19 protein-coding genes are annotated in these 21,318 nt (G+C 41.1%); 14 read left to right on the top strand and 5 right to left on the bottom strand.

Going from position 1 to position 21,318, the window contains the following annotated elements:
- Positions 1 to 6: 6 nt before the first annotated feature.
- The 7 genes from ACQKKK_RS20795 to rbsB all read left to right on the top strand — a co-directional run bounded on the left by ACQKKK_RS20795 (position 7) and on the right by rbsB (position 7,846).
- On the top strand, positions 7 to 1,818 hold the full coding sequence (locus tag ACQKKK_RS20795) for an IucA/IucC family protein (RefSeq protein ID WP_427618748.1): 1,812 nt from the start codon (positions 7 to 9) through the stop codon (positions 1,816 to 1,818).
- Positions 1,819 to 2,168: 350 nt separating this feature from the next.
- Positions 2,169 to 3,194, top strand: a complete 1,026-nt coding sequence (locus ACQKKK_RS20790) for a LacI family DNA-binding transcriptional regulator (RefSeq protein ID WP_427618746.1) — start codon at positions 2,169 to 2,171, stop codon at positions 3,192 to 3,194.
- Positions 3,191 to 4,075, top strand: a complete 885-nt coding sequence (gene rbsK / locus ACQKKK_RS20785) for a ribokinase (protein ID WP_427618744.1) — start codon at positions 3,191 to 3,193, stop codon at positions 4,073 to 4,075. The genes ACQKKK_RS20790 and rbsK overlap by 4 nt, the downstream gene beginning before the upstream one ends.
- Positions 4,072 to 4,464, top strand: a complete 393-nt coding sequence (rbsD, locus tag ACQKKK_RS20780; protein WP_427618743.1) for a D-ribose pyranase — start codon at positions 4,072 to 4,074, stop codon at positions 4,462 to 4,464. Before rbsK ends, rbsD begins: the two co-directional genes overlap by 4 nt.
- Before the next feature lie 18 nt (positions 4,465 to 4,482).
- Positions 4,483 to 5,964 (top strand): sugar ABC transporter ATP-binding protein, encoded by a 1,482-nt coding sequence (locus ACQKKK_RS20775; protein ID WP_427618741.1) that lies wholly within the window; start codon positions 4,483 to 4,485, stop codon positions 5,962 to 5,964.
- Position 5,965: 1 nt separating this feature from the next.
- A complete protein-coding gene (locus ACQKKK_RS20770; RefSeq protein ID WP_427618739.1) occupies positions 5,966 to 6,910 on the top strand; it encodes an ABC transporter permease in 945 nt (314 codons plus the stop codon).
- A gap of 15 nt (positions 6,911 to 6,925) precedes the next feature.
- The gene (gene rbsB / locus ACQKKK_RS20765; RefSeq protein WP_427618737.1) at positions 6,926 to 7,846 is read left to right on the top strand and encodes a ribose ABC transporter substrate-binding protein RbsB; all 921 of its coding nucleotides are present in this window, start codon (positions 6,926 to 6,928) and stop codon (positions 7,844 to 7,846) included.
- A 205-nt stretch (positions 7,847 to 8,051) separates the two neighbouring features.
- Here the strand turns inward: rbsB and gdhA are convergent, their stop codons facing one another.
- Positions 8,052 to 9,434, bottom strand: coding sequence for an NADP-specific glutamate dehydrogenase (gene gdhA, locus ACQKKK_RS20760; RefSeq protein WP_427618735.1), 1,383 nt, complete (start codon positions 9,432 to 9,434; stop codon positions 8,052 to 8,054).
- Positions 9,435 to 9,595: 161 nt separating this feature from the next.
- Between gdhA and ACQKKK_RS20755 the strand changes: the two genes are divergently transcribed.
- The 3 genes from ACQKKK_RS20755 to ACQKKK_RS20745 all read left to right on the top strand — a co-directional run bounded on the left by ACQKKK_RS20755 (position 9,596) and on the right by ACQKKK_RS20745 (position 13,401).
- Positions 9,596 to 10,498: a LysR family transcriptional regulator gene (locus ACQKKK_RS20755; protein ID WP_427618733.1), complete on the top strand. Its 903-nt coding sequence runs from the start codon at positions 9,596 to 9,598 to the stop codon at positions 10,496 to 10,498.
- Positions 10,499 to 11,098: 600 nt separating this feature from the next.
- Positions 11,099 to 12,091, top strand: coding sequence for a PTS transporter subunit IIC (locus tag ACQKKK_RS20750; RefSeq protein ID WP_089363738.1), 993 nt, complete (start codon positions 11,099 to 11,101; stop codon positions 12,089 to 12,091).
- A 110-nt stretch (positions 12,092 to 12,201) separates the two neighbouring features.
- Complete coding sequence (locus tag ACQKKK_RS20745; RefSeq protein WP_427618731.1) at positions 12,202 to 13,401, top strand: class I SAM-dependent rRNA methyltransferase; 1,200 nt, start codon at positions 12,202 to 12,204, stop codon at positions 13,399 to 13,401.
- Between the two features lie 83 nt (positions 13,402 to 13,484).
- On the opposite strand, the gene ACQKKK_RS20740 is transcribed toward ACQKKK_RS20745, so the two are convergent.
- On the bottom strand, positions 13,485 to 14,156 hold the full coding sequence (locus ACQKKK_RS20740; protein WP_427618729.1) for a lysoplasmalogenase: 672 nt from the start codon (positions 14,154 to 14,156) through the stop codon (positions 13,485 to 13,487).
- A gap of 137 nt (positions 14,157 to 14,293) precedes the next feature.
- Positions 14,294 to 15,562 carry a dicarboxylate/amino acid:cation symporter gene (locus ACQKKK_RS20735; RefSeq protein WP_427618727.1) on the bottom strand — a complete coding sequence of 423 codons (1,269 nt, stop codon included), beginning with the start codon at positions 15,560 to 15,562 and terminating at the stop codon, positions 14,294 to 14,296.
- Between the two features lie 161 nt (positions 15,563 to 15,723).
- Between ACQKKK_RS20735 and ACQKKK_RS20730 the strand changes: the two genes are divergently transcribed.
- From ACQKKK_RS20730 to ACQKKK_RS20720, 3 genes are all read left to right on the top strand, one after another.
- The gene (locus ACQKKK_RS20730) at positions 15,724 to 16,530 is read left to right on the top strand and encodes an alpha/beta fold hydrolase (protein ID WP_427618726.1); all 807 of its coding nucleotides are present in this window, start codon (positions 15,724 to 15,726) and stop codon (positions 16,528 to 16,530) included.
- A 313-nt stretch (positions 16,531 to 16,843) separates the two neighbouring features.
- The gene (locus ACQKKK_RS20725; RefSeq protein WP_427618724.1) at positions 16,844 to 17,599 is read left to right on the top strand and encodes a threonine/serine exporter family protein; all 756 of its coding nucleotides are present in this window, start codon (positions 16,844 to 16,846) and stop codon (positions 17,597 to 17,599) included.
- 16 nt (positions 17,600 to 17,615) lie between these two features.
- Positions 17,616 to 18,065, top strand: a complete 450-nt coding sequence (locus ACQKKK_RS20720) for a threonine/serine exporter family protein (protein WP_427618722.1) — start codon at positions 17,616 to 17,618, stop codon at positions 18,063 to 18,065.
- 127 nt (positions 18,066 to 18,192) lie between these two features.
- On the opposite strand, the gene ACQKKK_RS20715 is transcribed toward ACQKKK_RS20720, so the two are convergent.
- Both ACQKKK_RS20715 and ACQKKK_RS20710 read right to left on the bottom strand, forming a co-directional pair.
- Entirely contained in the window at positions 18,193 to 19,731 is a 1,539-nt protein-coding gene (locus tag ACQKKK_RS20715; RefSeq protein WP_427618720.1) for a solute symporter family protein, read from the bottom strand.
- Positions 19,732 to 19,744: 13 nt separating this feature from the next.
- The gene (locus ACQKKK_RS20710; protein WP_284469133.1) at positions 19,745 to 20,083 is read right to left on the bottom strand and encodes a DUF485 domain-containing protein; all 339 of its coding nucleotides are present in this window, start codon (positions 20,081 to 20,083) and stop codon (positions 19,745 to 19,747) included.
- 262 nt (positions 20,084 to 20,345) lie between these two features.
- On the opposite strand from ACQKKK_RS20710, the gene ACQKKK_RS20705 reads away from it, so the two are divergent.
- Positions 20,346 to 21,317, top strand: a complete 972-nt coding sequence (locus ACQKKK_RS20705; protein ID WP_427618719.1) for an efflux RND transporter periplasmic adaptor subunit — start codon at positions 20,346 to 20,348, stop codon at positions 21,315 to 21,317.
- Position 21,318: the final 1 nt, after the last annotated feature.

The following is a 21,318-nucleotide window of genomic DNA, read 5'->3' as shown; positions in this document are numbered from 1 at the left end:
CATTATATGCAATTCATAAATGAAGTGGAACAGGCAGTTTCGGAAAAAAATTGGTCGATAGTAAACCAAAACCTGCTGGCCAAGATGATTTCTGAATATATGTATGAAGATATGGTCCATCCAGCTGTATTGAAAGAAAATGAAGCAGGGAACCTATATGAGTTAAAGATTAATGAGGGGAAGTCTTATCAATTTTTGGCTTCGCCCCGTCTTTTTGACAGCTATGAAGTACAGGCTGAGTCGATCCAGGTATGTGAAATGGAAGGCTTTACCCAGGCCAATGATGCTATTCAATTCATTTTAGACATTCAGCCGTTAATTGGGATGACTGCAGAAACAACAGGACATTTAATCAAGGAATTCCATCATACGCTGCTTGCGGACCTCCAATTGCTATCCAAACCTGGACAAGACGCGGATGATTTAGTCGAACTGGACTATGCGTTACTCGAAGGAGAAATGAGCGGTCACCCTTGGATTGCTTATAACAAGGGAAGAATCGGTTTCGATTTTGATGATTACTTGAAGTTTGCTCCAGAAAATCAAGAGAAAATTCAGCTATCGTGGATTGCTGTTCATAAAACAAGGGGTGCGTTCAATTCTATCCAAACGTTAGCTTATAAGCAATTGATGGAAAATGAACTAGATGATGAAACCCGAAAAGTATTTGCAAACAGATTGGCAGAGAAAGGGTTAAAGGTAGAAGACTATTTTTACCTGCCTATCCATGAATGGCAGTGGAAGAATGTAATCATCCAGAATTTTACCGATGACTTGGCTAAAGGGCTGATTGTAGCTTTGGGAAATGGTCCTGATGAGTATCTGCCGCAACAATCTATTCGGACATTCGTTAATGTATCGAATAAGAATAAACACCACGTCAAGCTGCCGATGAGCATTTTAAATACCCTAGTCTACCGTGGATTACCAGCGGAACGCACAGTCATTGCTCCAAAAATCACAGAGTATATCAAGAACATTTATGAAAATGATTCATTTTTGAAAGAGGAATGCAAAGTAGTGCTTCCTGGTGAAGTGGCCAGTTTAAACGTTGACCACCCGTATTTTTCCAAGCTAGAGAATGTACCCTATCAATATTTAGAGATGCTCGGCGGTATTTGGAGAGAAAGCATTTACAGTTATATGGAAGAAGGCGAAAAGCCGATTACGCTTGCGTCCCTTTTACATGTGGACAGCAAAGGGAAACCTTATGTGGAAAGCCTTATTGAAAAATCCGGATTGACTGCAGAAGTCTGGACAGCACAATTATTCGACGTCATTCTTTCACCATTGTTACATTTTATCTATCAATATGGATTGGTCTTCTCACCGCATGGCCAAAATACCATTTTAGTTTTGAAGGATTACAAGCCTCACCGATTGGCCATCAAGGATTTTGTAGATGATGTAAACGTCAGTGATCAGCCGCTTCCTGAATTGAGCAGCCTTCCTGATGATTTAAGAAAAGTACTGAGAAGTGAAACTCCTGAAGGACTGGTCCAATTCATTTTCACGGGACTATTCATCTGTCATTTCCGATATTTGTCCACACTTCTTATGAGAAGGAACCTATTGAATGAGAATGTCTTTTGGGAAGGTGTCGCTCGGGCAATCCTTACACATCAGCAAAAATTCCCTATGTTACAGGATCGTTTTGATACATTCAATTTCTTTGCGCCCAAATTAACAAAGCTCTGCCTCAATAGAAATCGGATGCTTCAATATGGATATAGCGACGGTGAAGACCGTCCGCATGCATCTGAATTTGGGCATGTTAATAATGCCCTTTATGAAAAGTTACCGGCAAAAACGCTTTAAAGTTAAACTTGCTCAGACTATTGAGACAGTTTCAGACAGTAGCCAAACTCGCTGAAAATCGAGTTTGGCTACTGTTTTTTATGGGTTTTACAATTAGACCGTTGATTTCCGCTCAAGAAACTCGCTTTCCGCGGGCGGTCATGGAGCCTCCGCGGGTCTCCTTTAGACATGCTTTTCCCGCAGGAGTCTCGTACACCTGTTCAAATTAACTTTGTTAAGCAGTTTATAGAGCGGTAATGGTTAACAAATATACGCATAAAAAAAGATTGTGTTATGCTTTTTGGTCCAAATTACCTAATAAATATCAACTGAATAGGACTTGCCGTCCATATGAATTGGTGATAAGCTAAATGTGTAAACGGTTACACAAAATTATTGAGGGTGATATATTGGCAACTATTCGGGATGTTGCAAAGGAAGCGGGGGTTTCCGTAGCAACTGTTTCAAGAGTGATAAATGACAGCGGATATGCACATGAAGACACAAAAAAGGTGGTCAGGGCTGCTGTTGAAAAGTTAAATTATAAACCGAATGAAGTGGCAAGATCCCTCTATAAACGTAAATCTAAATTGATTGGCTTGATTTTACCTGACATTACTAATCCCTTCTTTCCAGAAATGGCAAGGGGCGTTGAGGACTATCTGCAGAAATTTGGATATCGATTAATATTTGGGAATAGCGATGAAAAGCGAGATAAGGAAATAGAATATATTGAAACCTTTCTACAGAATAATGTAGTGGGCATGATTGCATCAACAAGTGAAGAAGCAAATGAAAATTTTGATAATCTGGAAATTCCCGTTGTCCTTCTTGATCGTACAGCAGAGGAGTTACCAGCCGTCTATTCGGACCAAAAAACAGGCGGTAAATTGGCTGCTCGTGTATTGCTCGATCGAGGTAGCAAAAACATCGTCCTTATCAGGGGACCAGTTGAAATAAAACCCGTATATGAACGGTACATTGCAGCATTGGAAGAATTGGAGCAAGCGGAAGTGAATGTTCGAGTCATGGATTCTTCCCTTACCCTTCAAGGTGGACAAATTTGTGCGAGACAGTTGTTTGAACAGTATCCGGAGACAGATGGAATCATTGCCTGTAATGATATTGTTGCAGCAGCCGCCCTACAAGAAATCTTGAAAAGGGGAATAAGAATTCCTGACGATATTCAATTGATCGGCTATGATGATATCGCATTTACAGCGTTATTACATCCTCCGCTATCGACAATTCGCCAGCCCGCCTATGAAATGGGGGCACAAGCAGCAAAATTGTTAATTAAAAAGATCAATCATGAAAAGATAGAAGAAACGCACAAAAAGCTCCCAGTTTCTTTTGTGGAAAGACAAACAACGAGAAGGAAGGCGGAGAAGCCATGATAAAAATTGCAGTAGTAGGAAGTTCTTCAATGGACTTAGTGGTAACATCAGCAAAGCGTCCTATAGCAGGGGAAACTGTTCTAGGAGATTCTTTTATAACAGTTCCTGGAGGAAAAGGAGCCAATCAGGCTGTGGCCGCAGCGCGCCTTGGTGCGGAAGTAACAATGATTGGATGTGTAGGAGATGATATTTATGGGGAAATCATCTTAGAAAACCTGAAAAAAAATCGTGTATCCACGAAGTATGTGGAACCGGTTACAGGGTCTGCCTCGGGAACCGCCCACATTATCCTTTCAGAAGGGGATAACAGTATTATTGTCGTAAAAGGAGCTAATGATTTCATCACTCCTGGATATGTACAAAAGGCGAAAAAAGTTATTGAGGAAGCGGATATCATCATGGTTCAGCAGGAAATACCAGAGGAAACTGTTTTATACCTTGCTGAATTATGTGAAAAACTCCAAAAGAGATTACTTTTAAACCCAGCACCTGCACGTAAGATAAGCGAGGCTGTTATTAAACATTCATCATTCATTACACCAAATGAACATGAATTCGAAATATTATTCGATGGAAGAGACCGGACAGAAGTTTTAACTGAGTATCCAAATAAATTATTCATTACCGAAGGCAAAAATGGCGTCCGTTATTTTGACGGGCACGAAGAGAAGGTTGTCCCAAGCTTTGTGGTTGAAGCTGTAGATACAACAGGCGCAGGAGATACATTCAATGCGGCACTCGCGGTTGCTGTTGCAGAAGGAAAAAGTTTTGACGACTGTCTGTTATTCGCAAACCGGGCTGCCTCTATTTCTGTAACGAAGTTAGGAGCTCAAGGTGGCATGCCGACAAGGGAAGAAGTCGAAAGGAGCTTTGAAGCATGAAACGTCATGGAATCATCAATAGTTCAATAGCCAAAGTTCTTGTTGACCTTGGGCATACGGATTATATTGTCATAGGTGATTGCGGCCTCCCGGTCCCTTCAGGAGTGCTTAAAATAGATTTAGCCTTAACGCCTGGAACGCCTTCATTTCAAGAAGTTGTTCGTGCTGTTCATGAAGATATGGTAGTCGAGAAAGCGATTGCTGCCACTGAGGTGAAAGAGAACAATTCAAAGCAGCATCAATATATGGAACAGCAATTCGGAAATGCGATTGAATATGTTTCCCATGAGGATTTTAAAAGGATGACAAGTAAAGCAAAAGCAGTAATCCGTACAGGAGAAACGACACCGTATTCAAACTGTATTTTGCAGTCTGGAGTATTTTTTTAAAGAAAAGAGGTGAAGAGCATGCAAATTGAAATGAACAATATTTATAAAGCATTTGGTCAAAACAAGGTATTGGAAGGCGTTCAGTTTTCTTTAGAGGCTGGAGAAGTCCACGCACTTATGGGGGAAAATGGAGCCGGGAAATCTACCTTGATGAACATTTTGACGGGGCTGCATAAGCATGATCAAGGGACTATTGAGATTAATGGTAAAGAAACCTCATTTAAGGATTCAAAGGAAGCGGAAGAAGCGGGAATGGCCTTTATCCGTCAGGAATTGAACATTTGGCCGGAAATGACGGTGCTAGAGAATTTATTTATCGGCAAGGAAATGGTGAATGCCTTCGGTGTCCTGAAGACGAAACAAATGAAAGCGCGTGCAAACGAGATTTTTAAAACACTAAATATTTCCCTTCCTTTTGATAAGGAAGCCGGATTTTGTTCTGTCGGAGAACAGCAAATGATTGAAATTTCCAAGGCGTTGATGACGGATGCGGAAGTCATCATCATGGACGAGCCCACAGCAGCTTTAACCGATAGAGAAATCGAGAAGCTCTTTGAAGTAATGAAGGGCCTTACCAAAAAAGGTGTGTCTCTTGTTTACATCTCTCACCGAATGGAAGAAATCTTTGCCATTTGTGACAGAATCACAGTGATGCGTGATGGAAAAACTGTCGATACGAAAAGAATTGTAGATACAAATTTCGATGAAGTTGTTCAAAAGATGGTTGGCCGAGAGCTAGAGGATCGTTTCCCTCATCGTGAAGCCCATCTCGGCGAAGTGGTCATTGATGTAAAAGGTTTAACTAAAAAGGGGCTTTTTGAAGATATCCACTTCGCTGTACGAAAAGGTGAGATTGTCGGTGTGGCCGGATTAATGGGAGCGGGCAGAACAGAAATAATGCGTGCCCTTTTCGGGGTCGATCAAATAGACAGCGGTGAGATTGCTGTTGAAGGTAAGAAAGTTTCTATACGAAAACCAACGGATGCAGTTCGCTATGGTTTAGCTTTCATCACGGAAAACCGTAAAGAAGAGGGCTTGATCCTGGACTTTTCAGTACGGGAAAATATCGGCCTGCCGAATTTAAAAAGCTTTGCCCCTAGTGGACTCGTAAAAACGGAAGATGAGAAAAAATTTGCAGAGATGATGATCAAGCGTCTTCATGTGAAAACATCCTCTACAGAAACGATCATCGGTAATTTATCCGGAGGAAATCAACAAAAGGTGGTAATAGCCAAATGGATCGGCACCTCCCCTAAAGTTTTAATTATGGATGAACCGACCCGAGGTATAGATGTTGGTGCAAAACGTGAAATTTACGAGTTGATGAATGAATTGACGGAGCGAGGCATCGCCATCATCATGGTTTCGTCAGAACTTCCGGAAATCATTGGAATGAGTGATCGAATCCTTGTGGTCCACGAAGGTAAGATTGCTGGGGAATTGTTAAAGCAGGAAGCGACGCAAGAAAAAATTATGGCATTGGCGACAGGAGGGAACTAGGATGAAACTTGAGGCAACAGGGAAAAGCGGGATTTGGCAGAAATTTGGACCTTTACTCGCCTTGGTACTATTATTTGTCGTAATAACCGTTTTAAATCCATCATTCATGGAACCGAATAATATTTTGAATTTATTGCGTCAAACCTCCATCAATGCGCTTATTGCATTTGGGATGACCTTTATCATTTTAACAGGCGGAATTGATTTGTCCGTCGGTTCCATTTTAGCTCTATCCAGCGCACTTATGGCTGGTATGATGGTCTCGGGATTAGATCCGATTTTAGCAATATTAGTAGGCATTCTACTAGGTGCAATAATGGGTGTAATCAATGGGATTCTCGTTTCAAAAGGAAAAATGGCCCCTTTCATCGTAACACTGGCCACCATGACGATTTTCCGTGGATTAACGCTTGTGTATACGGATGGAAAGCCAATTACTGGAATTGGCGATTCTGAAATGTTCCAAATGCTTGGGAGAGGTTACTTCCTCGGCCTGCCTGTACCGGCCGTTGTGATGGTTATCGCTTTCATCATCCTATGGTTCCTGCTTCATAAAACATCATTTGGCCGTAAAACATATGCTATTGGCGGAAATGAAAGGGCTTCCCGTATTTCGGGGATTAAAGTGGACCGAGTCAAGGTGGCCATATACGGTCTGGCCGGTACGATGGCAGCAATTGCCGGTGCCATTCTAACATCCCGTCTGAATTCGGCACAGCCAACCGCAGGCCAATCCTATGAAATGGATGCTATCGCAGCCGTGGTGCTAGGCGGAACGAGCCTTTCAGGCGGTAAAGGACGGTTGTTCGGTACGCTGGTGGGTGTCCTGATCATCGGTACCTTGAATAACGGCATGAATTTACTTGGTGTATCCTCTTTCTACCAACAAGTGGTAAAAGGTGCAGTTATATTAATCGCGGTCTTACTTGACCGTAAAAAATCATAAGCAGAGGTGTAATCAATGAAAAAAATAGTATCGATCATCATGGTCCTTTCTTTAATGGTCTTAGCTGCCTGTTCAATGGATTCTGGTCAAAAAGATGATAAAAAAGAAAAGAAAGATTCCATGAAAGACGTGAAAGTCGGAGTCAGCATCTCTACTTTAAACAACCCATTCTTCGTTTCCTTAAAAGATGGTATTGAAAAAGAAGCAAAAGAAAAAGGCATGAAAGTCTCGGTTGTTGACGCCCAAGATGATACGGCAAAACAAATTAGCGGGATTGAAGATTTAATTCTTCAAAAGGTGGATGTCCTTCTTGTGAATCCAACTGACTCTGCGGCAATATCTTCTGCTGTTCAATCAGCAAATGAAGCGGGCATTCCCGTAATTACGATTGACCGCTCTTCCGACGAGGGCGATATCGAAACATTCATCGCGTCCGACAATGTGGCTGGCGGGGAAATGGCTGCAGAATACCTAGTTAAAGAGCTTGGCGAAAAAGCAAAAGTAGTAGAGCTAGAAGGTGTTTCAGGTGCATCAGCAACTCGGGAACGTGGGAAAGGGTTCCACAATATTGCTGACAAGCAATTAGAAGTCCTGACAAGTCAGACGGCAGAATTTGACCGCACAAAAGGTCTTAACGTTATGGAAAATATCCTACAAGGTAAAAAGGACATCCAAGCGGTGTTCGCTCATAATGACGAAATGGCGCTAGGAGCCATTGAAGCAATCAAGGCAGCAGGAAAAGACATCATTGTTGTTGGTTTTGACGGAAATGATGATGCATTGAAAGCAGTTGAAAACGGTGAACTAAAAGCCACCATCGCCCAACAACCGGCACTTATCGGTGAAGAAGCGGTTAATGCGGCTGAAAAAATCTTAAAAGGCGACAAAGTGGATGACACAATATCGGTTCCATTGAAATTGGTCACCAAAGAATGATTGTTACCCAAACAAAAAGAGTGCCGGAACTTTTCCAGCACTCTTTTTTGTAGTAAGAAAGAAATATTTTGAATCCCATTGATGTTATCTGATTGTGGTTATTCAGCTCAGATTGATATGAATAATTACCTAAAAGATGTGATCACTCTTTTACCAAAAATAAGGCGGCCCATGTTGGGACCGCCTCCTGATATTTAACTTATTATTAGAGTATGCCTTGAGTCAGCATAGCATCTGCTACTTTAAGGAATCCCGCAATGTTGGCTCCGACAACTAAGTTACCAGGTTCACCATATGCTTCTGCTGCCTCTACGCTGTTTTTATAAATATTTTTCATGATACCGTGCAGTTTCGTATCGACTTCTTCAAATGTCCAAGGCATTCTAGCACTGTTTTGGGCCATTTCAAGTGCAGAAACGGCAACACCACCTGCGTTGGCGGCTTTGGCTGGTCCGAATAGGATACCGTTATTAAGGAATACGTCAATAGCCTCAAGAGTTGATGGCATGTTAGCACCTTCGCCGATTGCTTTCACGTTGTTTTTAACAAGCAATTTTGCTGCTTCTTCATCAATTTCATTTTGTGTTGCACAAGGAAGGGCGATATCGCATGGTACAGACCAAATTCCATAGCATCCTTCATTGTATTCAGCTTCGGGATGAGCATCGACATATTCGCTCAAACGTTTTCTTTCTACTTCTTTTAAACGTTTAACTGTATCTAGATTCAGACCATTTTTGTCATATATATAGCCATTAGAGTCGCTGCATGCAACAACTTTAGCACCCAGCTGTGCAGCTTTTTCAATGGCATAAATGGATACATTACCTGATCCGGAAATAACAACTGTGCTGCCATTGAATTGTAATCCTTTGTCTTTTAGCATTTCTTCGACAAAGTAAACGGTTCCGTATCCAGTCGCTTCTGTACGGGCTAAGCTTCCGCCGTAACTTATGCCCTTACCAGTTAAAATACCTGCATGGTAGCTGCCTTGAATCTTTTTATACTGACCGAATAGATAACCGATTTCTCGAGCGCCTACTCCGATATCCCCTGCCGGTACGTCTGTATCCGGACCGATATAGCGAGCCAGTTCTGACATGAAGCTTTGGCAAAAACGCATGATTTCAGCGTCTGATTTTCCTTTTGGATCGAAGTCAGATCCGCCTTTTCCTCCGCCAATTGGCTGTCCTGTAAGCGAATTTTTAAAGATTTGCTCGAAACCAAGGAACTTGATAATACTGGAGTTTACTGTCGGATGGAAACGTAGACCGCCTTTAAATGGCCCAATGGAACTGTTGAATTGCACGCGGAAACCACGGTTGACTTGTACATTTCCAAGATCATCAACCCAAGAGACACGGAAGGTAATCATTCTTTCTGGCTCAACGAGTCTTTCTAAAACCCCACTTTTCATATAAATAGGGTGTTTTGAAAATACGGGTACTAATGAAAGCAATATTTCTTTTACGGCTTGATGGAATTCACTTTCGTGAGGATTACGCTCCTTTACCTGTGCGTATACTTGACTTACAAACTCTTTGGCAACTTGTAATTCCTCTTGCTCAACTTCATGTGACGTTGTCATTAATTTTTCTCCCCTTTTATGGTAATAAAGTCATGAAAATATATTTGAATTTATATATACGTTTTTATGTGATACTTTAAATATATAATTCAATTTTGAAAGAAACAATCTGAATATTAGATAAATAACATGCTGTTTTGATATGAAAGAAGGAGCTTACATTGGAGTTAAGACAAATCGAATATTTCATTGAAGTCGCAAAGCGTGAACATATGACGGAAGCAGCAGTGGCTTTGCATGTTGCCCAGTCTGCAGTTAGTCGTCAAATTTATAATTTAGAAGAAGAATTAGGTGTGCCTTTATTTATCCGCGAAGGCCGGAAGATTAAGCTGACACATATAGGGCATACATTTTTAACGAATATGGAACAAGCTATGGATATAATTGATCGTTCAAAGCGTGAGCTGGCTGAGAGCTTAAATCCGGAAAAAGGGACAATTCGTATTGGCTTTCCAAGTAGTTTAGCTTCCTATATATTGCCAAAGGTTATTTCTGATTTCAGAGAGAGTTACCCGCAAGCGAAGTTCACCTTGAAACAAGGCTCATATCGCTACCTGATCGATTCTGTTATAAAAGGAAATATTAACATGGCCTTAATTGGACCTCTGCCGGCGAACGAAAAGAAAATTCACGGAGAAACTCTATTTATTGAGAACTTAGTTGCTCTTTTGTCAGAAAGTCATCCTTTGGCCTTGAAGAAGTCATTAAACTTAAATGAGCTTAAAGGAAATCCGTTCATCGTATATCCTAAGGGGTATGTTTTACGTGATATTGTAATGAAGGCATGTAAACTGCACGGTTTCGAGCCAGAAGTTGCATTTGAAGGAAAAGATACTGATGCTATTAAAGGTCTAGTGGCAGCAGGACTTGGTGTAACCTTAATACCAGAAATCTCTCTGATTGACAGCTTGCCTCGTTTTACAGTTAGACTGCCGTTAGATGAACCATCCGTAACTAGGGCTGTAGGTGTTATTATTCCAACTGAAAGGGACTTAATGCCAACGGAGAAACTATTTTATCAATTCCTGAGAGACACTTTTGCAACTTTGGAAGGTTTTCAATAGAAGAATAGTAAAAAAGGCTGGGTGTAAGGGAATTCTTTATGAAAGATAACATTTATATCATAGTATAGAAGAGAATCCAATTTAAAAGGGTTCTTTTTTTTATAAAAGGAGGACTAATCCATAGTGTAAATATTTCAAACCTATATTGAAATAATGTATTACTATTCCGGGCTTAAAACCAGATACTTTAGAGTATTTTGGTAATAAAAGGACTAATTTATATTTAAATAATACAATATTGGATTTAATTATATATAAATGTGATATATACCCCTTTTTTGTAAGCGTTTTTATTTTATTAGAATAAAAATACTTCTTACATTATCAGAAAATTCATGTTATTATACGAAAAGACATTATAGGGAGCGGAGAAATAGGTAAGTATTTAATAATATGAATTACTTCATATTATTATTCTCTTATTATGTTAGTGGGATTGTTTGAGCCCTGCTTGTGAACTTAATAACAAGACGCTTAAGTAAACATAACTGGTGTACCTTTCTGAATAACAGGGATTTTTTAAGTCTATAAAATTGAATATTCTGATAAACGATAAGGGGTGGAGATAAAGTGAGCAAGAAAGAATACATCAGTGATCGAATGTACAAGGCATCAACAGGGATAGCCAACGCAGTTTTGGTAACATTAGGAATCGGGTTATTGTTTGAATCAATAGGGGGATATTTAGATTGGGAGGTCCTCCTGGCAATAGGAGGGGCCGCAAAGGTCTTGTTAGCCCCAGCTTTAGGAGCAGGTATCGCCTATCAGCTGGGAGGAAATTCATTAATTATCTTTAGCGCGATGGCCTCAAGTGCAGTTGGCGGTGCTGCCATTAACAGAACAGCTGAGGGTGCCTTCACGATTGTTACGGGTCAGCCACTAAGTGCCGTTCTGGCAGCGTTAATTGCAACTTATGTAGGTAAGCGCCTAATTGGCAAAACAAAGTTGGATATCATGGCCATCCCATTGGCGGCAGTTCTTGTCGGTGGGGTTTCTGGATATGGCCTAGCACTTGTTACGACACCATTCCTGACATGGTTAAGCAGTCAAATTACAGCGCAGGTTGAAGGTTCTCCATTAATTGGCTCCATGGTCATTGCATTGGTATGGAGCATTTTATTAATGACACCGGCTTCTTCAGCTGCTCTAGCGATAGCCCTACAGTTAGATCCTGTTTCTAGTGCGGCAGCTTTAATCGGATGTACCGTTCAATTTGTTGGATTCACTGTCATGTCTTATAAAGATAATGATATGGGTGGGTTCCTTGCACAGATGGTTGTTACGCCGAAAGTTCAATTTCCTAACTTAATCAAAAAACCATTATATGTCGTCCCGCCATTTGTAGCGGCAATCATTTGTGCTCCTATCGCTACGTTGGCATTCGATTTCCAAGTACCGTATGAGCTTGGAGGAATGGGCTTAAGTTCATTGATTGCCCCGATTGCTATCATTACGGGTCAAGGGTTGTACACATTCCTGGTTTATGTGGCGGTGGGTATGGTCTTGCCAGCTGTGATCACCCTTGCCTTACATCGAGTATTGAAGATGATGGGAAAAGTAAAGCCGGGAGATCTTCATTTAGAAGTATCATAATCAAAGATTTTGGAGAAACCAGTTTGGTGAAGGAACCAGGCTGGTTTTTATTTATAAAGGGATTAGGGTAAAATGGGGAGGAAAGCAATTGCATAGATAGGATGATATATATGGGAAAAGAAATAGATATAAAAGTGAAAGCTAAGTTTGTAAATAAAATCGCCAAAGGCTTTCCCCTGATTGCCAAAGAGTCAATAAGCAATCTCAATGACCTTCAAGATGAGGGATCTTTAGTGCGTTTGGTTGACGAGAACAATCGTTTTTTAGCGAAGGGGTATTATGGGAAACAGAATAAAGGTTATGGCTGGGTATTGACTCAAAAGGAGAATGATAAAATTGATCAATCATTTTTCGATGAAAAAATCAGTAATGCGTATGATTACCGAAAGCCATTTTTTGAAGATACTGAGACTACTGCTTTCCGCTTTTTCAATGGAGAAGGAGATGGGATTGGCGGATTAATTATTGATCATTACGATGGCCACTATGTTATCAGCTGGTACAGCAAAGGGATTTATTCATTTAAAGACTATATCATTAAGGCACTGCAGAATACGGTCGAGGTCAAGTCGATTTATCAGAAGAAACGATTTGATACGAAGGGGCAATATGTAGAAGAAGACGATTTTGTTATAGGGGAACAGCCGGAATTTCCGCTTCTTGTCAAGGAGAATGGGGTCCATTTCGCTGTCTATTTGAATGATGGGGCCATGGTAGGTGTCTTCCTTGATCAGCGTGAAGTAAGAAGGACTATTCGAGATAAATATGCAAAAGGGAAGTCCGTGCTGAATATGTTCTCTTACACTGGAGCATTTTCTGTATTTGCCGCTTTAGGCGGTTCCGTTAAAACGACTAGTGTGGACTTGGCGAATCGCAGTTTACCAAAGACGATCGAGCAGTTCAGTGTGAATGGAATTGATCCTGAAGCTCACAATATCGTGGTGATGGACGTATTTAAGTATTTTAAATATGCAGTGAAGAAGGCTTTGAAATTTGAAATGGTCATCCTCGATCCTCCCAGCTTTGCTAAATCGAAGAAGTTTACCTTCAGCGCCGGAAAAGACTATACGAATTTATTGAAGGATACCATTTCCATTACGGAAGACAATGGCATCATTATCGCATCAACTAATTGCAGTACGTTTGACATGAAAAAATTCAAGAACTTCATTGATGTTGCCTTCAGGGAGATGAATGGGAAATATGAGCTCATGGAAGAATTCTCATTGCCGGCTGATTTTAAAACAAGCTCGGAATATAAGGAAGGAAATTATTTAAAAGTAGTCTTCATTAAAAAAATTAAAGGATAAAGAAAGGCGTCCACAGTTCAAGCAGAGCTGTGAATGCCTTTTTTCATGAGAATGTTTCATGTGGAACGAGCGGATATTCGGATTCACTGGATAGGCCGTTCACTTTCCAATCCTTTCGATAAATGGAAAGAAGGCTTCGTGCGAATGCTGTAAGCCATGAAAAACTGAGCTGTATAGTAGGTGAGCATGATCAACGGCCCAGAAAAGGTAACATCATCGATAAATTTGTTCCAAGATAAAATGGAGTCCGAGATCACGAACAAGACCCCGCTGATGATTGCCGCGGTATTTCCGGTCATAAATGCCGCCCAGCCCATGAGGGAGATGACCGTTACATAACAGATTACAGGGATGATGAGGCTATTTTCACCTTTTTCAATTAAAGAAAGTACAATTTCACGACCGATCCAAGTGGAGTAAACACCAATTGGGAAAATCGTCGCGAATCGAAGCCATGAAAAGGTCCATAGTTTAAAGAAAGCGGAAATATAGAAAAGGTGGCCGATCAAGAAGGCGGAAAGCCCGATGACGAACCAGATCAACAATCCATCTCCAAGCATGCAAAAGAATAAACCAAGAAGTATTAAGGATTGATATCTATCCTGCCTTCGCCCTGTTGCGCCGGCATAGAGTAAAATCAATAACATGGGAACGATCTTGAACATGATCTTTATGGATAAAGGCTCTTCCGGTATCAAAAAAATATATAATAGTCCCGTGAAAAGGATGGCAGCAGGTAAGCATTTCAGTAACATTTAATTCCCTCCTTCAATCTTTAATTCTATGTGAGGGTAAGGAACCCCTTGTCAATTAAAAAAAGGTTTGAAAGAAATTAGTGAAAATGAAAAAAACTGACTCCTGATTAACCAGGAGTCAGTTCTTATATCTTAGATTATACCGCCGATTTTTCTTTAATGAATGCTTGTTTTAACCAGTTTTTTCCTTCAACAAGCCGCGTGACAAGCATAGCACAAACCGTGTTTCCTGTTGAGTTAAGCAATGTAGCAGGAGCATCGATAATCGTGGATATAACCGCAATGATCGGCAGAACTTCAACAGGAAAGCCGAATACACTAAGAATCAGCATTTCCCCAATCATGCCGCCCCCAGGAATGGCACCCATAACGGCTCCAACCAAAAAGGCAACAGCAAGTATACTTAAAATGCTTGAAATGCTTGTCATATCCTTTCCAAATAAGCTGAATAGGAAAACGATTTTCAATACCCCTCCGAATACAGAACCATCTTTATGAGTGTTGGCTCCGAGTGGGATGACAGTCTCCGCTATATCCTTTGGCACGCCCATTTTCTTGACCGATTCCAGATTTGCTGGAATTGATGCGGCACTGGAACAAGTTGCAATTGCTGTAATGGAAGGTGCCAGGGCATTTTTCCAAAATAGGTTAACTCCTTCTTTTCCACCTGCGATAAAGGCATACAAAGTGAAGAAGCCAAAATAATAAATCAAAGCTAAGACTAGATAAAGAATGAAAGTTCGAGCATAGCCTTCTAAAATCTGCGGCCCAAGCTGCCCGATAACCGTAGCAAAATAAGCACCAAGACCAATTGGAGCATAGTACATGACGATTTTAACGACTTTCATCATGACAGCTGTACCCGCTGTCAAAAACTCAGTAATCGGCCTTGCCTTCTCACCGACCAATGCAGTGGAAAGCCCGATTAATACTGAGAAAACGATAAGTTGAAGCATATTGCTTCTGGATAACAGTTCTGGGAAATCAGATACGGTTACTGTGTTGACCAGTTGACTGAAGAAAGAAACTTCCTCAATGGGCTCTTCAGAGGAACTGTTTTCCATCAGTTCTTTAATGGCTGTTGTATCTGTGCCTTCCAAGGGATTGATGATGGTTGTCCCAATAAACCCAATGACGGCAGCTAAAGCGGCAGTTGTCAGGAAGACGACAACGATACTGCCCATGATTTTCCCGAGACGCTTCATTCCGCTCATATTGGCAATCGCTGAAGCAATGCTGAAAAATACCAATGGCACAATGATCGTGAACATAAGATTTAGAAATAAGTCCCCTAGCGGCTGTATGACCGAGGTTTTCTCACCGAAAACGACGCCCGCTATCCCGCCGATAATAATGGCAGTGAGAAGTATTAAGGAGGATCGATAGTTTTTGAAAAAGCCCTTCATAAAAGTTCCGTCCTTTCAGGTGAAGATATCAATAAAAATATACTTCATTATCAACTCTAAAATGAGGTTTGACAATATATTTTTATAGGAAGGAATGTTAAAAGATGAAACACAATAAATAATAGGGAATGGATTTGAAAATATCGTGAAGGAGGGATGGAATGGCATTTATTGAGGTGGAAGAAGGCGTTCGGCTGTTTTATGAAGAAAAGGGCCAGGGAAGACCAATTATTTTTATCCATGGTGTGTGGATGAGCAGCCGGTTCTTTGGAAGGCAAGTTCGGTACTTTTCAGAAAAATATAGAGTGATCTTACTTGATTTAAGAAGCCATGGCCAGTCAAATCATGTTCATTACGGGAATACGGTCTCCGCTTATGCAAAAGATCTTCATGCGTTCATTGGTAAACTGGAATTAAAGGATGTCATACTCGTAGGCTGGTCCATGGGGGCTTTTGTCGTCTGGGATTATCTCAAGCAATTCGGTGAGGGAAATATTCATTCAACTGTGATTGTCGATGAATTGGCGTCTGACTTTAAGTGGCCCGACTTTAATATTGGTGCATTTGATATTGACACGTTGATTGCCCTCATGACTGAAATTCAAACGAACCGTTCCCCATTTTTACAAAGCTTCCTTGCCTCCATGTTTAAAAATGAATTATCTGTAGCGGATGCAAGCTGGATGCTCGGGGAAGTGACCAAAATGCCAGAATCCATTGCCAGTGCGATTCTATTTGATCAATCGATTGTCGACTATCGTGAATTCTTGCCAAAAATCAATGTTCCCACACTTCTCTGTTTTGGAAGGCTTGAAAAAGTCATCCCGGTAGCTGCAGGAGAACATTTGCTTAAGAACATTCCGAATTCCGAACTAGTAATCTTTGAAGATAGTTGCCATTGTCCATTCATTGAAGAAAGCGCCTTGTTTAATGAAACCGTGGATGGTTTTATACAAAAAGGAGTGTAGAGGTACAGGATATACTGGATGATGACAGTATATTATAAAGGAATGCAGGCCTCGTGTCTGCATTCATTTTTCATTATAAATACTTCACTTACTATTGAATTTTTCTATTAACTAAGCGGTTTCAGCAGGAAATAAAGGGAATAATGGTACTAAGGTTGTATGTACTGCGATTAGATGGTGTTGATAAATTAATATAGGTAATATTTTTATATCCTTTTTACAGGAATTGGGCTATTATGAGGTGGATTTAAACTGGTAAGATCGTTATCTGTTAATGGGAGAAATCCACGCAGAAAGTGATGGAGAGGATAAAATGGAAGATCAGTTAAAATACAATGAAATTATAGATGTATGTTTACTAGCGGGAAAAATCATGCTTCAGAACGGAGCGGAAACATCAAGGGTGGAAGATACGATGGTTAGAATTGCTGCAGCGTTTGGATGCAGTGATTCCCACAGTTTTTCAACCCCCACAGGAATTATTTTTTCGCTGGATGGAATGCACCCAGCCTCCAAATTAATTCGAGTTTCCCAACGATCTACAGATTTACATAAGGTAACGCTTGTTAACAGTATATCCCGAAGCATTTCCAGCAAGGAAATGTCACCAGAGGAAGCTTATTTACGGTTAAAGGAAATCGAAAAGGCCGGGATGGGGTATCCCATGTGGGGCCAGGTCTTTGCTGCATTTATAGCGAGCGGCTGTTTTTTAATCATGTTCCAAGGACAGTGGAATGATTTCATCTGGTCCTGTATAGCTGGAGGAATGGGATTCTCTTGCCTGCTTTATTTGCACTGGTTACTGGAAGTTCGTTTTTTTGCTGAATTTATAGCTTCTTTAGTTGTAGGTTTAGTGGCTATGTTCTTTGTCCATATTGGGGTTGGAAGTCATTTGGACACGATAATCATTGGAGCGGTGATGCCGCTTGTGCCAGGGCTGTTAATTACTAATGCAGCCAGGGATTTAATTGCAGGGCATTTAGTTTCGGGTCTATCCAAGGGTGCGGATGCAGGTTTGACTGCTTTAGCCATTGGGGCAGGAATATCGGCTGCGTTTGTTTTCTTATGATGTTAGAGGAGGAAGAATGATGTTTGCACAGCTTATTACAAGTTTCATTGCCTCAGCCGCCTTTGGAGTGATCTTCAATGTACCGAAAAAGTCATTGTTTCAATGTGGTTTAGTAGGGATGCTAGGGTGGGTCTTATACTTCTTTTTGGTTAAAAATGAGGTAAACAGCATCATGGCAACATTAGCGGCTGCATTTATCGTTGCGGTAATCAGCCAATATTTTGCTAAAAGGTATAAAACGCCGATCACGATTTTCAATGTATCGGGAATCATCCCCCTCGTGCCAGGAGGTTTGTCATATGATGCGATGAAGCATTTTGTCGTAAATGATTTTAATGTCGCCGTTCAATTGGCCGCCAAGGCTTTCATGCTGGCTGGTGCGATAGCAATGGGGCTGATCTTTGCAGAAGTCATGAACCAGTTAGTAACGAAATACAATAGAAGGAAGTTAAGATTGAGAAGTTAGATGAATTGTAAGCATTTTTATTTTCCTAACTGATTTTGAAGATTTTCAACTTTCCTGATAAATAAAAGAGAAAGGAGAACAGGTGAATACCTTGATCTCCTTTCTCTTTTTTAGTAATGAAGCCAGCTTATAAAGGGTCTTTCATTCCAGTGTTAGCTGTAACCAATATTTCGTCGAACTTTTTGGCATCAGCTTTCTTGCTGGACAGTAATGTTCCGACGATGGCTGCGATAAAACCAATTGGGATGGAGACGATGCCTGGATTGGCAAGTGGGAATAATGGCTCCCCAACGAATATTGCCGCTCCCTCTACCGGCGACCAGACGTTGGGACTTAGGAAAACAAGTAATAAAGAACTGACCAGCCCCACTATCATGCCCGAGACAGCTCCGGCTGTGTTAAAGCGCTTCCAAAATACCGTGAAGATAATAATTGGCAGATTAGCGCTGGCAGCGACGGCAAAGGCAAGTGACACAAGGAAGGCTACATTCATGTTTTGAGCAAATAAAGCAAGGATGATGGAGAGAATGGATACTCCAATCGATGCCCAACGAGCAGCAACCACTTGTTCTTTATCAGTGGCTTTACCTTTACGAATAATATGGCCATAAAAGTCATGGGCAAAAGCAGAGGCTGCAGATAGAACGAGACCTGCTACAACTGCTAAAATGGTAGCGAAAGCAACGGCTGACACAAAGGCGAACAGGAAGTCACCTCCAATGGCTTCGGCAAGCAGCGGGGCAGCCATATTGCCTGCGGCATTCGCGGCTATGATTTTGTCGTATCCAACGAAAGCTGCTGCTCCAAAGCCAAGGAAAATGGTCATAATATAAAAGATCCCAATGATCCAAGTTGCATATACAACAGACTTCCGGGCTGTGATGGCGTCTTTTACAGTAAAGAAACGAATGAGGATATGAGGTAATCCAGCTGTCCCGAGTACAAGCGCCAAATTAAGGGATAAAGTATCCAATGGATCCTTGAATTTGTTACCCGGGTTGAGGAAATCCCCGCCTAAAGGTGTGGCTGTTTTCATCTGCTTGAACATCTCGATCACGCTAAAATCGAATTTCGCCAACACGATAATAGAGATGATGAATGTACCTGCCATCAATAAAATGGCTTTTACGATTTGGACCCAACTGGTGGCCGTCATACCTCCAAATACGACGTAGACGGTCATTAAAATACCTACAATGATGACGGAGTATAGATAATCAATTCCAAGTAAGAGTTTTATAAGGGCACCTGCACCGACTAGTTGGGCGATCATATAAAATGTTGAAATGGAAATGGTGTTAAGGGCAGCGACACCACGCACCTTCTTTTCATTAAAACGTGCAGCAATCATGTCAGCCAGTGTGTACTTACCAAGGTTACGAAGCGGCTCAGCCACAATATAAAGAACGACCAGGTAAGCGACCAGGAAACCGATGCTGTAGAAAAAACCATCAAATCCAGCGAGTGCAACCATTCCGGCTATTCCCAAAAATGAAGCGGCGGACATATAATCACCCGCAATAGCCCAGCCATTTTGCCAGCCAGTAAGGCTGCTGTCTGCCGTATAAAAGTCTGCGGTCGTTTTGGTGCGCCGTGAAGCAAAATAGGTAATGACTAATGTTAAACCAACAATGATTAAAAATAAAATAAAAGCAAGTGTATTCATTGTATATTCACCTTTACCCTTTCGCTTCTTTCACGATTTTTTCAACTAATTGGTCAAAAGCCGCAGCTTTTTTGGAATAGAGGATGCATAAAGTCCAGGTCATGATAAATTGAGCGAAGGCAAAAACCCAGGCCCAACTGATTGCCCCGAAGGCATAAGAGTTAAGAACTTTAGAATAGGAAGTTAGTATGGGTAAGGTGAAATAAAAGACCATGAAAAAGATGGATAGCGGGACGATGAAATTGCGTTTTTTCCTTAGGAGCTCTTGAAAAGATTGTGATTGGACGATCTTAGTGTAGTCCGTGGAAGCGCTTACTTCGGTTTTCTTAGCTATTGAATCGTTTGATGCCAAGTTGGTTCCCCCTTCATTGAATATTATTTTGGTTTTCATTACCAATTTCTCTGATAACAGTATCAGTATATATTTTTCAGAATATATTGTAAATTCAAAATTCTGAAATAAACCTTTTTTCGTTCGACATAGTGTTAATTATTAAGGAGAGTAAAGGCTGACATAAATGTACGACCATGAAATCAAACCCAACCATTAAGGAAAAGTTAAGTTTCTTTCACGATACTGGTTTCAACGAAGGAAATCTGAAAGGAGAAAAGTGATGAAAAAGATGATAATGATATGTACGTTTTTAGTGCTGGCGATTGGGGGATGCGCTTGGTTTTTCATGAAGGACAATGCTGAGCCTGTCATTGCAAAGTCGGTGACCGCTACAGTTGAAAAGGGAAATCTTGAAGTTCAAATAAGCGGTTCCGGATCGGTCGCTGCTATCAATAGTGAGGACATCACTTCCTCTGTAACGGGTGAAGTGGATGAAGTCCTTGTAGAGAAGAATGAATTGGTTGAGAAAGGTGATGAACTTATTACCTTCACGGATGGAAGTGACCCGATAACGGCCCCATTCGATGGTACCGTTACAACGATGGATGTAGCAGAAGGGGATCGCGTATCAAGCAGTGAAGTGTTGGCACATGTTACGGATTATAAAAAATTGAAAACTACAGTCAGTGTTGATGAATTGGATGTTCCAAGTGTTAAAAAAGGACAAACAGTTGAAATAAAAGCCAGTGCTTTCGAAGATGAAACGTTCACTGGGGAAGTGACCAGTGTAGCAAAGGAAGGTACATATGAGAATGGAGTTTCTTCATTTGATGTCACTATCAAAATAGATAAACCTGGCGACCTGAAAATTGGGATGTCGACTGAAGTGAGCATTGTGACGAATAGTGTAAAAGATGTTTTATATGTTCCGATTGAAGCAGTCCAAATGGACGGTGAAGACAAATATGTGAATATACAACAATCCGCTGCCGCTGAAGGGACTACAAGTACAAAGGCAACGGTTGAAACAGGGATCAGTAACGATAGGTATATCGAAATAATTTCGGGTCTTGAAGATGGCCAGTATATCTCCTTGCCCATAACCATCTCAAATGAAAATTCGACAGGCAGCGGTTTCGGTGGAATGAAGGGAGGCCAAGGTGGTGAAATACGAATGCAAGGTGGCAACAGAATGCCGAGCGGCGGGATGCCAAACGGTGGCGGAGTGCCAAGCGGCAAGGGAGGTCAGTAAA

The sequence above is a fragment of the Peribacillus sp. NPDC006672 genome (genome assembly GCF_050274955.1).
Taxonomy (GTDB): Bacteria; Bacillota; Bacilli; order Bacillales; family DSM-1321; genus Peribacillus.
This window is presented reverse-complemented; position numbering and strand designations above follow the sequence as displayed.

What these genes read in the sequence shown, in the direction of transcription:
- ACQKKK_RS20795 (WP_427618748.1), top strand. Translation starts at nt 7, where the DNA reads ATGCAATTCATAAATGAAGTGGAACAGGCAGTTTCGGAAAAAAATTGG.
- ACQKKK_RS20790 (WP_427618746.1), top strand. Translation starts at nt 2,169, where the DNA reads ATGTGTAAACGGTTACACAAAATTATTGAGGGTGATATATTGGCAACT.
- rbsK (WP_427618744.1), top strand. Translation starts at nt 3,191, where the DNA reads ATGATAAAAATTGCAGTAGTAGGAAGTTCTTCAATGGACTTAGTGGTA.
- rbsD (WP_427618743.1), top strand. Translation starts at nt 4,072, where the DNA reads ATGAAACGTCATGGAATCATCAATAGTTCAATAGCCAAAGTTCTTGTT.
- ACQKKK_RS20775 (WP_427618741.1), top strand. Translation starts at nt 4,483, where the DNA reads ATGCAAATTGAAATGAACAATATTTATAAAGCATTTGGTCAAAACAAG.
- ACQKKK_RS20770 (WP_427618739.1), top strand. Translation starts at nt 5,966, where the DNA reads ATGAAACTTGAGGCAACAGGGAAAAGCGGGATTTGGCAGAAATTTGGA.
- rbsB (WP_427618737.1), top strand. Translation starts at nt 6,926, where the DNA reads ATGAAAAAAATAGTATCGATCATCATGGTCCTTTCTTTAATGGTCTTA.
- gdhA (WP_427618735.1), bottom strand. Translation starts at nt 9,434, where the DNA reads ATGACAACGTCACATGAAGTTGAGCAAGAGGAATTACAAGTTGCCAAA.
- ACQKKK_RS20750 (WP_089363738.1), top strand. Translation starts at nt 11,099, where the DNA reads ATGTACAAGGCATCAACAGGGATAGCCAACGCAGTTTTGGTAACATTA.
- ACQKKK_RS20745 (WP_427618731.1), top strand. Translation starts at nt 12,202, where the DNA reads ATGGGAAAAGAAATAGATATAAAAGTGAAAGCTAAGTTTGTAAATAAA.
- ACQKKK_RS20740 (WP_427618729.1), bottom strand. Translation starts at nt 14,156, where the DNA reads ATGTTACTGAAATGCTTACCTGCTGCCATCCTTTTCACGGGACTATTA.
- ACQKKK_RS20735 (WP_427618727.1), bottom strand. Translation starts at nt 15,562, where the DNA reads ATGAAGGGCTTTTTCAAAAACTATCGATCCTCCTTAATACTTCTCACT.
- ACQKKK_RS20730 (WP_427618726.1), top strand. Translation starts at nt 15,724, where the DNA reads ATGGCATTTATTGAGGTGGAAGAAGGCGTTCGGCTGTTTTATGAAGAA.
- ACQKKK_RS20725 (WP_427618724.1), top strand. Translation starts at nt 16,844, where the DNA reads ATGGAAGATCAGTTAAAATACAATGAAATTATAGATGTATGTTTACTA.
- ACQKKK_RS20720 (WP_427618722.1), top strand. Translation starts at nt 17,616, where the DNA reads ATGATGTTTGCACAGCTTATTACAAGTTTCATTGCCTCAGCCGCCTTT.
- ACQKKK_RS20715 (WP_427618720.1), bottom strand. Translation starts at nt 19,731, where the DNA reads ATGAATACACTTGCTTTTATTTTATTTTTAATCATTGTTGGTTTAACA.
- ACQKKK_RS20705 (WP_427618719.1), top strand. Translation starts at nt 20,346, where the DNA reads ATGAAAAAGATGATAATGATATGTACGTTTTTAGTGCTGGCGATTGGG.